Source organism: Pseudomonas psychrophila HA-4, from assembly GCF_000282975.1.
In the GTDB taxonomy this organism is placed as follows: domain Bacteria; phylum Pseudomonadota; class Gammaproteobacteria; order Pseudomonadales; family Pseudomonadaceae; genus Aquipseudomonas; species Aquipseudomonas psychrophila_A.
This window is the reverse complement of sequence record NZ_ALJC01000090.1, coordinates 57541-72120: the sequence shown is the minus strand read 5'-3', so window position 1 is coordinate 72120 and position 14580 is coordinate 57541. Positions and strand designations below refer to the sequence as shown.

At 53.2% G+C, this 14580-nt stretch carries 16 protein-coding genes, 1 tRNA gene and 1 pseudogene; 1 reads left to right on the top strand and 17 read right to left on the bottom strand.

Going from position 1 to position 14580, the window contains the following annotated elements; all coding sequences use genetic code 11:
• Window positions 1-398, top strand: a pseudogene (locus tag B347_RS26945) (hypothetical protein); the annotation flags it as partial.
• Window positions 399-728: 330 nt separating this feature from the next.
• Here the strand turns inward: B347_RS26945 and B347_RS0113605 are convergent.
• The 17 genes from B347_RS0113605 to B347_RS0113525 all read right to left on the bottom strand — a co-directional run bounded on the left by B347_RS0113605 (window position 729) and on the right by B347_RS0113525 (window position 13857).
• Window positions 729-804 (bottom strand) — tRNA-Lys (locus B347_RS0113605).
• Window positions 805-878: 74 nt separating this feature from the next.
• A complete protein-coding gene (gene queC, locus B347_RS0113600; RefSeq protein ID WP_026014183.1) occupies window positions 879-1571 on the bottom strand; it encodes a 7-cyano-7-deazaguanine synthase QueC in 693 nt (230 codons plus the stop codon).
• A gap of 1 nt (window position 1572) precedes the next feature.
• Window positions 1573-2220 (bottom strand): 7-carboxy-7-deazaguanine synthase QueE, encoded by a 648-nt coding sequence (gene queE / locus B347_RS0113595; protein ID WP_019410244.1) that lies wholly within the window; start codon window positions 2218-2220, stop codon window positions 1573-1575.
• 163 nt (window positions 2221-2383) lie between these two features.
• The gene (gene ybgF, locus B347_RS0113590) at window positions 2384-3202 is read right to left on the bottom strand and encodes a tol-pal system protein YbgF (RefSeq protein WP_026014182.1); all 819 of its coding nucleotides are present in this window, start codon (window positions 3200-3202) and stop codon (window positions 2384-2386) included.
• 6 nt (window positions 3203-3208) lie between these two features.
• The gene (gene pal / locus B347_RS0113585; RefSeq protein WP_003441254.1) at window positions 3209-3709 is read right to left on the bottom strand and encodes a peptidoglycan-associated lipoprotein Pal; all 501 of its coding nucleotides are present in this window, start codon (window positions 3707-3709) and stop codon (window positions 3209-3211) included.
• Window positions 3710-3764: 55 nt separating this feature from the next.
• Window positions 3765-5015: a Tol-Pal system beta propeller repeat protein TolB gene (gene tolB, locus B347_RS0113580; protein WP_019410242.1), complete on the bottom strand. Its 1251-nt coding sequence runs from the start codon at window positions 5013-5015 to the stop codon at window positions 3765-3767.
• 47 nt (window positions 5016-5062) lie between these two features.
• Window positions 5063-6157, bottom strand: coding sequence for a cell envelope integrity protein TolA (gene tolA / locus B347_RS0113575; protein WP_019410241.1), 1095 nt, complete (start codon window positions 6155-6157; stop codon window positions 5063-5065).
• On the bottom strand, window positions 6157-6609 hold the full coding sequence (gene tolR / locus B347_RS0113570; RefSeq protein ID WP_192812377.1) for a protein TolR: 453 nt from the start codon (window positions 6607-6609) through the stop codon (window positions 6157-6159). The genes tolA and tolR overlap by 1 nt, the downstream gene beginning before the upstream one ends.
• A 23-nt stretch (window positions 6610-6632) precedes the next feature.
• Window positions 6633-7328: a protein TolQ gene (tolQ, locus tag B347_RS0113565; RefSeq protein WP_019410239.1), complete on the bottom strand. Its 696-nt coding sequence runs from the start codon at window positions 7326-7328 to the stop codon at window positions 6633-6635.
• Window positions 7318-7785, bottom strand: a complete 468-nt coding sequence (gene ybgC, locus B347_RS0113560) for a tol-pal system-associated acyl-CoA thioesterase (protein ID WP_019410238.1) — start codon at window positions 7783-7785, stop codon at window positions 7318-7320. Before ybgC ends, tolQ begins: the two co-directional genes overlap by 11 nt.
• A 137-nt stretch (window positions 7786-7922) precedes the next feature.
• Complete coding sequence (ruvB, locus tag B347_RS0113555) at window positions 7923-8981, bottom strand: Holliday junction branch migration DNA helicase RuvB (protein WP_019410237.1); 1059 nt, start codon at window positions 8979-8981, stop codon at window positions 7923-7925.
• A complete protein-coding gene (ruvA, locus tag B347_RS0113550; protein WP_019410236.1) occupies window positions 8982-9590 on the bottom strand; it encodes a Holliday junction branch migration protein RuvA in 609 nt (202 codons plus the stop codon). It lies immediately after the preceding gene.
• Between the two features lie 97 nt (window positions 9591-9687).
• On the bottom strand, window positions 9688-10212 hold the full coding sequence (ruvC, locus tag B347_RS0113545; RefSeq protein WP_019410235.1) for a crossover junction endodeoxyribonuclease RuvC: 525 nt from the start codon (window positions 10210-10212) through the stop codon (window positions 9688-9690).
• Between the two features lie 129 nt (window positions 10213-10341).
• Window positions 10342-11088: a YebC/PmpR family DNA-binding transcriptional regulator gene (locus tag B347_RS0113540; protein ID WP_019410234.1), complete on the bottom strand. Its 747-nt coding sequence runs from the start codon at window positions 11086-11088 to the stop codon at window positions 10342-10344.
• 120 nt (window positions 11089-11208) lie between these two features.
• A complete protein-coding gene (aspS, locus tag B347_RS0113535; protein ID WP_019410233.1) occupies window positions 11209-12984 on the bottom strand; it encodes an aspartate--tRNA ligase in 1776 nt (591 codons plus the stop codon).
• Window positions 12985-13093: 109 nt separating this feature from the next.
• Window positions 13094-13315: an FmdB family zinc ribbon protein gene (locus tag B347_RS0113530; protein ID WP_003441220.1), complete on the bottom strand. Its 222-nt coding sequence runs from the start codon at window positions 13313-13315 to the stop codon at window positions 13094-13096.
• A 179-nt stretch (window positions 13316-13494) separates the two neighbouring features.
• On the bottom strand, window positions 13495-13857 hold the full coding sequence (locus tag B347_RS0113525; protein WP_019410231.1) for a ribbon-helix-helix domain-containing protein: 363 nt from the start codon (window positions 13855-13857) through the stop codon (window positions 13495-13497).
• Window positions 13858-14580 lie beyond the last annotated feature (723 nt).

The following is a 14580-nucleotide window of genomic DNA, read 5'->3' as shown; positions in this document are numbered from 1 at the left end:
CCAAAAAGTTGGATGGGTGTCCAACTTTTTGGGGGCAGTTCATTACGCCTGAGGCGCAGCCACCCGCTCTTTTGATTGAGCAAACGCCAGAGCTATGCGAAGACAAAGACGTTGAATGCATCGTGGCCGAAACGCTCCAGTTGCAGCATCAACCGGCTACAGGCTCAAAGCTGCTGACACAGGTTCAACGCTTGCCGTCAGAACGCTATTCGCTGGACCAAGCAATCCTTCCCGTCGGCACAGGGCTGAGCCACGAACTGTCTTGGGATGGCCCTGGGACCTGGTGGCAAGACCTGAACTTGCCAGCGCCCTGCAATAGAGACGATGGTTCAGAACCCTCAACCCTCTTCGCCCTCATGATCACGCGTGGCTGTATAAAAAATTATGATTGGGGCTAACGCGTACAAGGTTAATGTCAGTGGCTGATCGATGCGGAGCCTTCTTCAGATACGCTCAACAGACAGCAACACTCTTGAGATACGAACATTCCTACCTAGCAAAGAACGACATCCGGCAGACACTTCGTATTTTGATCAAATGGTACCGTCAGTGGGCTACTGCAGATTGACATCACCCCGGCGCGAAACTACTGTTCGCCATAGACGGCTGCATGTCCACGCCGATATCTCAGCAAAATGCACACTTGAAGAGGACACGTCCCACCGAATCGCAGGCACAAAAAAGCCGGTAGACCCTGAGGTGCGTACCGGCTGTTTTGATGTTGCATATGGTGGGTCGTGTGGGATTCGAACCTACGACCAATTGGTTAAAAGCCAACTGCTCTACCAACTGAGCTAACGACCCGCTTCGTTGTGGTGCGTATAATACTGATTTTTAACGAGAATTCAACACCTTGTTAAAAATAAATCTGAAATAAATCAAAAGTAACGTGTTCGGTCCGAAATTCCGGTGGATTGAAAGCCCTCTGCACGCTGACGGCAGCTGTCGCATTTGCCACACGCACGGCCTTGAGCGTCGGCCTGATAGCAGGATACGGTCAGCGAGTAATCCACACCAAGCTTAACGCCCGCTTGCACAATTTGCGCCTTGCTCATGTTTTGCAAAGGCGCTTTGATGCGAAACCCGTGCCCCTCTACGCCGGCCTTAGTCGCTAGGTTGGCCGTGACTTCAAACGCCTCGATGCACTCAGGGCGGCAGTCCGGGTAACCCGAGTAATCCACTGCATTGACGCCGCTGAAAATGTCTCGCGCTTGTAGCACTTCTGCCCAGCCCAATGCCAACGACAGGAATATGGTGTTGCGTGCAGGTACGTAAGTCACTGGAATGCCTTCACTCGGCGCTTCGGGCACGTCGATCGAGTTGTCGGTCAGGGCTGAGCCACCCATGCCGTCTAAGTCCAAGCCTATGACTTTGTGATCTATAGCGCCCAAGTCACGCGCCACACGTGCAGCGGCGTTGAGTTCAGCACGATGGCGCTGACCATAATCGAAGCTCATGGTGTAGCAGCTATAGCCTTCAGAGCGGGCCATGGCCAAAACTGTGGCTGAGTCAAGGCCGCCAGAAAGCAGGATAACGGCTCTTTTTTTAGTGACAACTCTCTGCCCAGTCATTTCATCGACCCGGCTCGTCATTCCAAAGATATTTATGCAACTGCATCTGCAAGCGTACAGGCAGGTTGTCAGCCACGATCCAGTCGGCAAGATCACGGGCCGACAGATCGTGATGGCTCGGCGAAAACAAGACTTCGCCCGCACGACGCTCTAAACCGTATTCGATCAACTTGGACACAGCCCAGTCGTAGTCTTCACGCGAGCAGATCACAAATTTCACTTGGTCATTAGTGGTCAGCAAAGCAATGTTTTCGTACAGATTACGATGGGACTCTTTGGAACCCGGCGTTTTCAGGTCAAGAACACGACTGACTCGCGGATCGACCGTAGAAATATCTAATGCACCACTGGTCTCGATTGACACTTCGTAACCGGCGTCACAAAGCTGTTTGAGCAATGGGATGGCATTGGGCTGCGCCAGCGGCTCGCCACCCGTCACACACACGTAACGAGGGCGAAAATCGGCCACTTGCTCAAGAATACTGTCGAGGGAGCGTACGGTACCGCCACTAAAGGCATAAGCACTGTCGCAATACTGGCAGCGTAAAGGGCAGCCAGTAAGGCGTACAAAAACGGTGGGCAGGCCAGCCGTGCGCGTTTCACCCTGTAAAGAGTAAAAAACTTCGGTAATTCTCAATGTGTCTTGCATATCCGCCACGGGCGTAACAGCTAAACAGGCTGTCCGCCTCCGTCAGGCACTCTAAAGAATCTGCCTACGCAGGACGCAGAAGAGCGTATTTCATAAAAGGGCGTGGATTCTAACGAAAAAACCCGCGACAGGTGCGGGTTTCTCGATGAAAGCATCGTATAGCTTACATGCGCTGCAAATCGCGCTGTGCCAACTGTGCCGCCGATGTACCAGGATACTGAGCAACAACTTGCTGCAGGATGCCCTTAACCTTATCGGTGTGACCCAGACGACGCTCTACATCAGCCAGCTTGTAGAGCGAATCCGGCACTTTGGCATGCTTGGGATACAGCTGACTCACTTTGGCAAAAGCTTGGCCTGCGGCTTGCAGATCGCCTTTGGCCAGATTCACTTCACCTAGCCAGTATTGAGCATTGCCCGCATATTGGCTATTTGGGTATTTGCGCAGAAAGGCAGTAAACGCCTGACTGGCCTTGTCGAAATCCTTGGCCTTAATCAGGTCGAAAGCAGCATCGTAATAGAGCTTTTCTTTCGCCGGATCACCCGGTTCCGAACTAGCAGCGGCCTGAGATGCAGGCGCTGTTGTATTGCCGGCGGCAGAGGCACCGCCAGCAGCAGAATTATCAGGAGCGGCAGCAGGAGCAATGCCAGCACCAATACGCCGATCAAGTTCCTGGTATCGTTCCAGGCTTTCTTGCTTCATGCGTGAAATATCATTTTGCAAAACTTCAATCACACCTTGTTGGCGCGCAATCTGATCCTGCATTTGTTGCAGTTGGTTGAACAGCTCGCCCTGTGCCGAGACAGGGGCCGAAACCCCTCCCCCCGCATAGGCGCCGCTCGCACCATAACCTGGTGACGGATAACTCCCTCCGCTATTGTTATAGCCAGAGTTGTCATCGACCACAGGAACCGCAGCCCATACCGCTAGCGGCATGAGGCTGAGAGCCAGAATAGTTACAGCACGGCGGCACGTTCGCATGACGAATTACTTACGCAGTTCGACGCGACGGTTTTGAGCCCACGACTGTTCGTCGTTGCCAGTAGCGATTGGACGCTCTTTACCGTAGGACACCAGTTCCAGCTGTGCTGGAGAAACACCTTGCAGTACCAGGTAGCGTTGAACGGCTTTCGCACGACGCTCGCCCAGGGCCATGTTGTACTCACGAGTACCACGGGCGTCAGTGTTACCTTCAAGAACAACGCGAGCGCCGTTAGCTTTCAGGTCTTTAGCGTGAACGTCCAGAGCGCGCATTGCTTCTGGTTTCAGGTCCGAAGAATCATATTCGAAGTAGAAAACAGTGATAGCGCGCAGAGCAGCTTCTTCGCTCAGGGAACCATCAACAGCGCCAGTATTTGCGCCGTAACCAGCGTTTGGATCAACAGCCGCGCCTTCACCGGCATTGTCGCCGCCTTTAGACGAGCAACCTACAGCTACAGCCATGGCCAGAGCCAGCGCAGCAAATTTACCAAACTTCAGCATTTCCATCGTAAAACTCCTAATGAACCCCAAGTGTTATGTGCAACGTACAGCTATCACCACGTCAGTTCAGGTAAGGGGACCAGGAAGGTTCTCTGACTTCGCCTTGAGCGGTAGGAAGAGGGAGCCTTACGCGTCCATTGATAGACACGAGCATCAAGACTCCCCGGCCCTGCTGGCGGGTGGCGTAGATTACCATGGTGCCGTTGGGCGCAACAGTAGCTGACTCATCTAGGTTGGTATCTGTGAGTATTTTCACGGTTCCACGCTGCAAATCTTGCGCTGCAACTCGGAAATTAGTGAAACCATCCTGACGATGAATCATTACCAGGGTCTTTTCGTCAGCCGAAAGCTTCGGACTGGCGTTGTAGTTCCCGATAAATGTCACGCGTTCGGCGTTACCGCCACCGACTGTGGTTTTGTAAATCTGTGGTTTGCCGCCACGGTCAGAGGTGAAATAGATAGTGTTGCCATCTTTACCCCAAAACGGTTCGGTATCGATTGCCGGGTTATTGGTAACGCGGGTCAGACCACGCGAGGCCAAATCCATCACGTAGATTTCAGCGTTACCGTCTTTCGACAATACGAATGCCAGCTTGGAACCATCTGGCGACCAAGCGGGCGCACCGTTAAGGCCTTCAAAGTTGGTGATCTGCTCACGACGACCGGTATCAATGTTCTGAACAAAGATGCGCGGACGTTTTTGCTCGAACGAAACATAAGCAATACGCTTGCCATCTGGAGCGAAGCGAGGCGACAGGATCGGCTCACGCGATTGCAACAGAGTGACTGCACGAGCGCCATCATAGTCCGAACGCTGCAGGGTGTAGCGAGTATTTGTTGCGCTTGAACGTTCCGCCGTCACATAAAGCAGACGAGTGGAGAAGGCACCTTTAATACCGGTCAGTTTTTCAAACGACTGGTCAGAGATGTAGTGCGCCATGTCCCGCAATTGCTCTGCGGTACCCGAGACACTGCCGGTCAGCACTGGCTGCTCGGTGGCAACGTTGAACAAGGCATATTGCACCTGCAGGCGACCGCCCGCCGGCACGATATTACCCACCATGACGTACTGGGCACCTAAGGCTTTCCAGTCACGGAAAATGACTTCGCTGGCCTGGGTAGGCTGGCTGATCATGTTCTGTTTTGGAATCGGCGCGTAATAACCTGAGTTACGCAGGTCGTTACCAATAATTTCAGCCATATCGTCAGGCAGGACGGTGCCACCCTGCCAGCCGAACGGTACTACGGCAATGGGCGTTGCCCGGTCGCTACCACTGGTGACCAGAATGTTCTTTTCATCTGCCACTGCCATCCCTGCCAAGCAGCAGACGACGACTAGCAGTCCTCGAAAAAAGTTAATCACAAGGCTAGATCCTCAGGTGTGAATGTCATCTTGAACGATCGATAAGGATTAAAATCGCTAGGCTTCATGCCCTGCATTTCCGTTAAACGGCCAATGTTCTTGACCGCTGCCACAGCCGAGCTATCAAAAGGCCCATCACCACTGGACTTGGCTACCGTCACTGACGTTACCGTACCATCTGGCAACATGCCGATTTGCAACACCACTGTCATGTTCTTGCGAGCGGAAGGGGGACGAGCCCATCCTTCTGCTGCCCGGGCACGAATCAGGTCATCAAAACTGCCGGCGACCTCATCACCCCTTTCATCTGCCAAGGCTTGTTGCCGTTGTGGCGTATCAGAAAGCAAATCTGCCAAGGCCTGAGCCTTTTTCTCTTCCGTCGATTTACGCGCTGCTTCTACTGCTTTCTTCTTAGCAGCATCGGCAGCCGCTTTTTTCTTCGCATCCTCGGCGGTTTTCTTCTTCGCCTCGTCAGCTACGGCCTGTTTCTTAGCATCTTCAGCAGCTTTCTTTTTCGCATCTTCAACAATCTTTTTCTTGGCTTCTTCGGCCGCCTTTTTCTTCGCCTCTTCTTCAGCGGCTTTCTTGGCCTCTTCCTCAGATTTTTTCTTGGCTATATCAGCCAGCTTTTTCTCTTCGGCCTTTTTAGCTTCCGTGGCCTTTTTGGCATCGTCGGCTTTCTTGGCTTCATCAGCCTTCTTCGCCTCATCTGCCTTTTTAGCTTCGCTCGCTTTGGCTTGGTCAGCCTTCTTGGCCTCCGCTGCCTTTTCGGCAGCTTCTTCTTTCTTTTGTTCCGCAGCTTTTACAGCTTCCTGCTCGACCTTCTTTTGTTCCATCTGTTCGACTTCGGTCTGACGTGCGGCAGATTTCTTTGCCTCACCCGCAATCTTCTGATTGGTCTGGGTGGTCGCCTGACTTTTTGACTTCAGTTGATACAAAGTAGCTTGAACAATCGGTTTTGAAGGCGGCAGTTCAGGCGTCATGGCAAAACTGGCGAACAGCATGCCAAAAATCAGGATGTGCAGCCCTACCGCCCAAACTGTAGGCCAGAAATAATTTTCAGAGGCGGACGGCTCCCGCTGTTCGCGCATCAGGGAGCCTCGGTAATCAAGCCAACGTTACCGACCCCGGCTTTCTGCAGGCCTCCCATAGCACCCATTACTGCGCCGTAATCCACAGTTTTATCGCCGCGAATAAAGACTTGGGTGTGCTTGCCACCCTCATTTCCTGAGCGAATGATTTTAGTCACGGCGTCAGTCATTTGAGGCAAGGTCATCGCCTTGTCCATCTGCTTTTCGGTATCGACCTCACTGCCAAGGTTCCAGAAATAGGTCTTGTCTGCCTTGATCGAAATAGTCAGAACTTGAGTGTTGTTGTCTTGCGGCAAAGCCTCACTGGAGACTTTGGGCAAATCGACCTTCACACCCTGATTAAGCATCGGTGCAGTCACCATGAAAATGACCAGCAGCACCAGCATCACGTCGATGTATGGCACCACGTTCATCTCGGCAACCGGCTTGCGCTTCTTGCGAGCTCGAGCGATTAAAGCCATTGGAAATTACCTGCTTATTCTTCGCTGGTGTGCACTTTACGGTGCAGGATCGCCTGGAACTCGTCGGCGAAGGTGTAGTAGCGGCTGATCAAGGTTTCGCTACGTGCAGCAAAACGGTTGTAGGCAATTACCGCTGGAATAGCCGCAAACAGACCAATCGCAGTGGCAACCAAGGCTTCGGCAATACCCGGCGCAACAGTCGCCAGAGTGGCTTGTTGCGCAGTCGCTAGGCCACGGAAAGAGTTCATGATGCCCCATACGGTACCGAACAGACCGATGTACGGGCTGACGGAACCCACAGTTGCCAGGAACGGCAGGCTTTGCTCAAGCTTTTCCTCTTCACGAGAAATCGCTACCCGCATCGCACGTGCAACGCCTTCCATAACCGCTTCAGGATCAACGCCCGGCTGCTGGCGCAGACGCGAGAACTCTTTGAAACCAGCACGGAAAATTTGCTCAACACCGGAATCTGGATCCGGGTTACTGCCGGCCTGACGGTACAGCTTCGACAAATCGATACCCGACCAGAAGCGCTCCTCAAAGCTATCCAGGGCACGTCGACCGGCGCGCAGCATAGTACTGCGCTGAAAAATCATGACCCACGAGGTAACCGATGCGGCCAGCAGGATCAACATTACCAACTGCACAACAATGCTGGCATTGCTGACCAAGCTCCACATGGAGGAATGGTCGACGACGTTAGCTTCCACGCTTTATCTCCTGCTCTAAATGTTTACCCGCGCCGCTCACGTCGGCAAAGGCCGTACGTAAAGCTTCGGGAATGGCCCGGGGTTTAAAACTATCGGCGCGCACACAGGCCACCAAAAATTGCCCTTCGCAGAGCAATGTTGCATCCGCAGCCCGCCAAACCTGCTGCTTGAAACGCAGACTGGCGCGGTTGAGTTCTATTACTTGTGCGCTTATCAACAGTTCATCGTCCAGTCGCGCCGGTGCGTGGTAGCGCGCCTCGCTGGAATGGACGACAAATAACAGGTTCTCACCCGCAAGCTCGGATTGGGCAAAGCCCAGCTCCCGCAGCCTTTCGGTTCGAGCCCGCTCCATAAACTTTAGATAATTTACGTAATACACGACGCCACCCGCATCGGTGTCCTCGTAATAAACGCGACAGCGATGTGCGAACGGCTCAAGCCTGTTTTGCGCGCGCATACTCTAGTGCTTACTCCTCAGGTTGCCAATCCGCCAAACCACTGTTTTTTACGCTTCTTAGACTTTAATACCCAAGATTTTCAGCGCCAGCCCTTGAGACAGCAAAAACCTTGAAAAAATCGGCCGCAGACGGCTTATTAATCGTCCACAGCGTTCAAAAACTCGTCCACCACTGGCATATCGCCCAAGCGTGAAGGAATATTCAGACCAAAGTGCAAGTACGCATGCCGGGTCACGACTCGCCCCCGCGGCGTGCGCATGATGTACCCCTGCTGTATCAAATACGGCTCAAGTACATCTTCAATGGTGTGACGCTCTTCGCTGATAGCAGCTGCAAGACTATCAACACCCACCGGACCGCCATCGAACTTCTCGATCATTGTCAGCAGTAAACGTCGGTCCTGATGATCAAAACCGTGCTCATCAACATCCAGCAGGTTCAGGGCGAGATCCGCCACCGGCTTTGTGATATGGCCCTGGGCCCGTACTTCGGCAAAATCACGCACCCGACGCAGCAGGCGGTTGGCGATTCGCGGCGTTCCACGCGCACGCCGTGCGATTTCATAAGCCCCTTCTGGATCAAGCGGCAAACCGAAGATACCGGCTGAGCGACTGACGATCGTTGCAAGGTCATCGGTACTATAAAACTCCAGACGCTGAACAATCCCAAAACGATCACGCAATGGGTTGGTCAGCATCCCGGCACGGGTCGTTGCACCGACCAACGTGAACGGCGGCAGATCGAGCTTTATCGAACGAGCGGCAGGGCCTTCACCAATCATGATGTCGAGCTGAAAATCTTCCATTGCCGGGTACAGTACTTCCTCCACAATCGGCGAGAGTCGATGAATTTCATCGATAAAAAGCACGTCATGAGGTTCGAGGTTGGTCAACAACGCCGCCAGATCACCTGGCCGCTCTAGCACAGGCCCCGACGTACTTTTGATCGACACACCCATTTCTTGGGCAATGATGTTGGCCAACGTCGTCTTGCCCAAGCCAGGCGGACCAAAAATTAACGTGTGATCCAACGACTCCGAACGCCCGCGAGCTGCTTGGATAAACAGCTCCATTTGCTCACGTACGGTAGGCTGACCAATGTAGTCCGCCAGGCTCAGAGGCCGGATAGCACGATCCTGAACCTCTTCCCGGTCACGCCCACTGGAGGCGGTTATCAAACGATCAGCTTCAATCACTTAAATCATTCCCTTAAGGGCACGGCGAATCATGTCTTCACTGCTCAACGTTTTATCCTTGATGGCCGACACCGCCTTGCTTGCTTCCTGCGGTTTGTAGCCCAAGGAAATCAAGGCGCTGACGGCATCACTTTCTGCACTCGCCACCTGCACCGGCGCATCTGGCTGATTAGGCACCAGCGCGAACATGCTCGGGACTTGCTCCCAGGCCTTAAAGCGATCCTTGAGCTCGACCAGTAGACGTTCCGCGGTCTTCTTGCCAACGCCCGGCACCTTGGTCAAGGCAGAGGTGTCCTGAGCCTGCACGCAACGTACCAGTTCATCAACTTCCAAACTGGACATTAATGCCAGCGCCAGCTTGGGGCCTACGCCATTGAGACGGATCAGCTCACGGAAAAAGTCTCGCTCACGCTTGCTACTGAAACCATAGAGCAACTGAGCATCTTCGCGAACCACCAAGTGAGTGTGTAAAGTCAGTGGCTCGCCAATCGAAGGCAAACGATAAAGCGTGGTCATGGGCACTTCTAGCTCATAACCCAAGCCATTTACATCAAGAATCAGGTGCGGCGGCTGCTTTTCAGCCAGAGTCCCGCGCAAGCGTCCAATCACGTTTCAGATCCTTTCTCTGGCCAGATCAATGGCTGACAAGTAGAACGACAAAGCCGCATCATTTGCAGATACAACTGTGTCAGCATGTTTAATCAGGTTAAAGACGCAAGCGCCCACCACGACTGCGCGCCGCTCCCAAGCCATGGGGCAGCAGGCTTGAACGGGTGTGGGCATGACACAAAGCAATCGCCAGCGCATCAGAAGCATCGACTTGCGGCTTAGTCGTCAGTTTGAGCAAATGCATGACCATCATCATCACCTGCTCTTTATTCGCTCCGCCAGTGCCCGCCACCGCCTGCTTGACCTGGGTCGCAGAGTATTCGGCGATTTCAAGGCTTTCTTCGGCTCCCGCCACAATGGCCGCGCCCCTGGCCTGGCCTAGCTTTAATGCCGAGTCGGCATTACGCGCCATAAACACCTTTTCGATGCCCATCGTCACCGGGCCGTAGGTCTGAATGACCTCCCGCACCCCGCGATAGACGATCTGCAAACGCTCATGCAGTTCGCCACTACCTGTACGAATACAACCAGAAGCCACGTACACACAGCCACGCCCAGTGTCTCGCACTACGCCATAACCAGTGATTCGCGAACCAGGGTCGATACCAAGAATAAGAGTCATAACGCCTGCAGCTTATGAAGTGACGCCCACCGGCACATACCCGGACAGCTTAAAGGCAGAAGCCGGAGGTGCACAGCGCCGCGATCATCGCGGCGTTGCACCTCCGGCTTCCAGGATAGGCAACAAGTATCAGGCTAGCTGTTCCAGCACCGCATCAGGAATTTCCGCATTGGAGTAGACGTTTTGCACGTCATCGAGGTCTTCAAGCATGTCGATTAGCTTGAGCACCTTTTCAGCGTCTTCCAGGTCCAGTTCGGCACTGGTGGTCGGCAGCATCACGATTTCTGCATCAGTTGGGGCAAAACCCGCTGCTTCCAGAGCATTGCGAACAGCATAAAAGCTCGAGAACGAGGTAAAGACATCGATTGAACCATCATCGTTAGTCACCACATCGTCGGCGTCAGCCTCCATTGCAGCTTCCATCAAGGCATCTTCATCAACACCTGCCGCATAGGAGATTTGCCCCTTGCGTTCGAACAGATAAGCGACAGAACCATCAGTCCCTAGGTTGCCGCCGCATTTGCTGAACGCATGACGCACCGCAGCCGCCGTACGGTTACGGTTGTCGGTCATGCACTCAACCATGACTGCAACGCCACCCGGGCCATAGCCCTCGTAGCTCAGCTCGACCATGTCGTCGGTATCTGCCGCTCCGGCACCACGAGCAACTGCGCGATCAATGATGTCGCGGCTCATGTTCGCGCCCAGCGCCTTGTCCAGCGCCAGACGCAGACGCGGATTCGAACCTGGATCACCGCCACCCTGACGAGCAGCGACGGTCAGCTCACGAATCCACTTGGTGAAAATCTTGCCTTTTTTGGCATCCTGACGCTCTTTGCGGTGCTTAATGTTCGCCCACTTAGAATGACCTGCCATAACCCACTCCGAATCCTTGATGAAACCTTGCCGGTCCAGGCACCAGGCCACAGACCCACAATAAAAATGCTTGACCCAATGACAAAGGCGCATCCGAAGATGCGCCTTTGAAGGTCAGACTTACTCTGCCTTAGGCTGTTCGCGCAAACGAATATGCAGTTCGCGCAACGCTTTGGCGTCAACCACGCCCGGTGCCTGAGTCATTACACACGCAGCACTCTGGGTTTTCGGGAAGGCAATTACTTCACGAATCGACTGCGCGCCAGTCATCAGCATAACCAGACGGTCGAGACCGAAGGCCAGGCCACCGTGGGGCGGTGCACCGTACTTCAGGGCGTCGAGCAGGAAGCCGAACTTCTCTTCTTGCTCAGCTTCATTGATGCCCAACAGACGGAATACAGCTTGTTGCATTTCCTTGCGGTGGATACGGATCGAACCGCCACCCAGTTCAGTGCCGTTCAACACCATGTCGTATGCGCGTGACAAAGCGGTTGCCGGATTAGCTTCCAACTCTTCTGGCGAACATTTTGGAGCGGTGAACGGGTGGTGCAAGGCGCTGAAGCTGCCGTCGTCGTTCTCTTCGAACATCGGAAAGTCGACAACCCACATCGGTGCCCACTGGCACGTCAGCAAGTCCAGATCGTTACCGACCTTGATCCGCAATGCACCCAGCGCTTCACTAACGATCTTGGCCTTGTCTGCACCGAAGAACACGATGTCGCCATCAACTGCACCAACGCGATCCAGGATCACATTGAGATTCGCTTCCGGGATGTTTTTAACGATCGGCGATTGCAGACCCTCAACACCTTTGGCGCGCTCGTTGACCTTGATGTACGCCAGGCCTTTAGCACCGTAAATGCTGACGAACTTGGTGTAGTCGTCGATCTGCTTGCGCGGCATGCTCGCAGCACCTGGGACACGTAGAGCAGCAATGCGGCACTTCGGATCGTTGGCAGGGCCGCTGAACACTTTGAATTCGACATCTTTAAGCTGATCGGCAACATCAACCAACTCCAGCGGGTTACGCAGGTCTGGTTTGTCGGAGCCATAACGGCGCATAGCCTCTTCCCAGGTCATGTGCGGGAACTCACCGAACTCCAGATCCAGCACTTCCTTGAACAGGTTGCGGATCATGTTTTCGGTGATGCCCATGATCTCGGTTTCGTTCATGAAGCTGGTTTCGATGTCGATCTGAGTGAACTCAGGCTGACGGTCGGCACGCAGGTCTTCGTCACGGAAGCACTTGGCGATCTGGTAGTAGCGATCAAAACCGGCAACCATCAACAACTGTTTAAACAGTTGTGGCGATTGCGGCAAAGCAAAGAAAGAGCCTGCGTGAGTACGGCTTGGCACCAAGTAGTCACGTGCACCTTCTGGGGTGGCACGTGTCAGGATTGGCGTTTCGACGTCCAAGAAGCCGTTCTCGTCCAGGAAACGACGGATGCTAGTGGTCATGCGCGAACGCAAACGCAGCTTCTCGAGCATTTCTGGACGACGCAGGTCGATAAAGCGATAACGCAGGCGGGTTTCTTCGCCAACGTCAGAAAATTCGTTAAGCGGGAACGGAGGAGTCTCGGCTTCGTTGAGGACTTCCAGTTCGTAACCCAGCACTTCGATCATGCCCGACGCCATGTTGGCGTTGCCAGCACCGGTGGGACGCAGGCGAACCTTGCCGGTCACCTTGACTACATACTCACTGCGCACGCGGTCGGCAGCAGCAAAGGTGTCAGCACGATCCGGATCGAACACAACCTGGGCCAGACCATCACGATCACGGATATCGAGGAAAATCACCCCACCGTGGTCACGGCGACGGTGAACCCATCCGCAAAGGGTAATTTCCTGGCCGTCCAGGCTTTCGTTCAGTTGGCCGCAATAATGGCTGCGCATCATGGTAGTGGTTTCACTTCTCGTAATTCGAAAATCGGTGGAGGTCTTGCGCACCGTCGGTGCTGATAACACTGCAAGAGCCCGCTTGTGTTCAGACTGCTTTCGCTCAACCTCAGTCGGACTTGTCGCCGCCTGCCAGATTCTTTTTCGAGCCTGTCTTGAAGTCTGTTTCATACCAGCCCGTGCCGCTTAGGCGAAAGCCTGGCATGGACAGCATTTTCTTCAGCTCAGGTGCCTGACAGGCAGGACAATCAACCAGTGGCGAGTCACTGATCTTTTGAATGGCTTCCAGTTGATGACCACAGGAAGCACATTGGTAATCGTACATGGGCATTGGCGCGTCTCGACAATCCGTAAGCGGCAACCCTTAAGGGGCCACACAGCAAAGCGCGAGATTATATCTGGTAAATCGAGCCATTGCAGCCGCATGAGCAGCCATAACGCTCCAAAGAAGCCCTGAATTTTGAAAGATTGCAAGCCTGCGAACACCCGACGACAACTCGATACGGTGTCTTACCCTACAAATAACTGCTTCGACGCCGAGCAACGAGAAGCCCGCCCGGCTTTCAACAAGTGCATCACACAGACAACCCGGATGAGGCCACTGAAGTTTTTCACACCGCCATGCCGCAAGTGAATCTCCCTATCGATATACGACAGCAATGCATTGATTGAGCAATCATTGCCCTGTGAAATATCAGACAACACATCCCAGTACACCTCTTCAAGCCGCAAACATGTTGCAAAGCCATTTAAACGGACAGACTTCGACAACGGCTGTGCCAACCCCATTCCAAAATCAAGAACAACAGGATCAATCCTGGCTCTTTGCAACACTCGCCCCCCAATACTTTCCTGCCGAACCAATCGACTCATATTCAAAATTCCTCATTACAGCGCCATTGCGATCAATTAATAATTTTTTCCAAAAACACACCCCATAAAACATTATGTAAAACTTCTAATCCAGCAGACTTAACCCTCAACTCTGTAGGAGTACTCTCGGTGCGAGAGCTGAATATGAGCACTCGCACCCTGGCACAAACCCCAAGAGCTCTGGCCCCTCAGCACTCCAACCGCCTGAAAAAAATATTTCGCCTAGCGCAATAAAAATCCCATCCCAGCCACATAGAAACATCTCACAGCCCAACGTCACATAGCACTGCCTGACATGAGGTCGCGCCTACGCCGTTCCTCTTTCGACGAAAAAAATAAACTCGAATGCCTTTATGAAATATTAAAAACTCACACATTGCTTTTTACAAACTTAGAAAAACCACAACAACCCCCACCACACTTACATAATTAAAAAAACCGAACTAAGCATACCCACCAACAGACACCAATATATGTATAACCCAGCCATATAAGCAGTCATCTATACATACCCTCGCGCCTAACAATAAAAATACGACCAACGGTAACACCTATACTCACAACACTATAAAAATTGCTATCAGCTGCACACTTCACAATTTTGAAAATTAGCCCACAAGCCTCTAGAACAAGGGTTTCTAAAAAAACACGCATAATTTGGACCTACTCCAGAAATGACAGCAACAGGCACCACAAGACACTTAATTTGAGAAGGTCAAAGCT

Bases quoted from the DNA above. Each gene is read 5' to 3' on its own strand.
- pal (WP_003441254.1), bottom strand. From the start codon at position 3,709: ATGGAAATGCTGAAGTTTGGTAAATTTGCTGCGCTGGCTCTGGCCATG.
- queE (WP_019410244.1), bottom strand. From the start codon at position 2,220: ATGCAAGACACATTGAGAATTACCGAAGTTTTTTACTCTTTACAGGGT.
- tolB (WP_019410242.1), bottom strand. From the start codon at position 5,015: ATGGCAGTGGCAGATGAAAAGAACATTCTGGTCACCAGTGGTAGCGAC.
- queC (WP_026014183.1), bottom strand. From the start codon at position 1,571: ATGACTGGGCAGAGAGTTGTCACTAAAAAAAGAGCCGTTATCCTGCTT.
- ybgC (WP_019410238.1), bottom strand. From the start codon at position 7,785: ATGCGCGCGCAAAACAGGCTTGAGCCGTTCGCACATCGCTGTCGCGTT.
- ruvC (WP_019410235.1), bottom strand. From the start codon at position 10,212: ATGACTCTTATTCTTGGTATCGACCCTGGTTCGCGAATCACTGGTTAT.
- B347_RS0113540 (WP_019410234.1), bottom strand. From the start codon at position 11,088: ATGGCAGGTCATTCTAAGTGGGCGAACATTAAGCACCGCAAAGAGCGT.
- tolA (WP_019410241.1), bottom strand. From the start codon at position 6,157: ATGCGCGAACAGCGGGAGCCGTCCGCCTCTGAAAATTATTTCTGGCCT.
- ybgF (WP_026014182.1), bottom strand. From the start codon at position 3,202: ATGCGAACGTGCCGCCGTGCTGTAACTATTCTGGCTCTCAGCCTCATG.
- B347_RS0113525 (WP_019410231.1), bottom strand. From the start codon at position 13,857: ATGAGTCGATTGGTTCGGCAGGAAAGTATTGGGGGGCGAGTGTTGCAA.
- aspS (WP_019410233.1), bottom strand. From the start codon at position 12,984: ATGATGCGCAGCCATTATTGCGGCCAACTGAACGAAAGCCTGGACGGC.
- B347_RS0113530 (WP_003441220.1), bottom strand. From the start codon at position 13,315: ATGCCCATGTACGATTACCAATGTGCTTCCTGTGGTCATCAACTGGAA.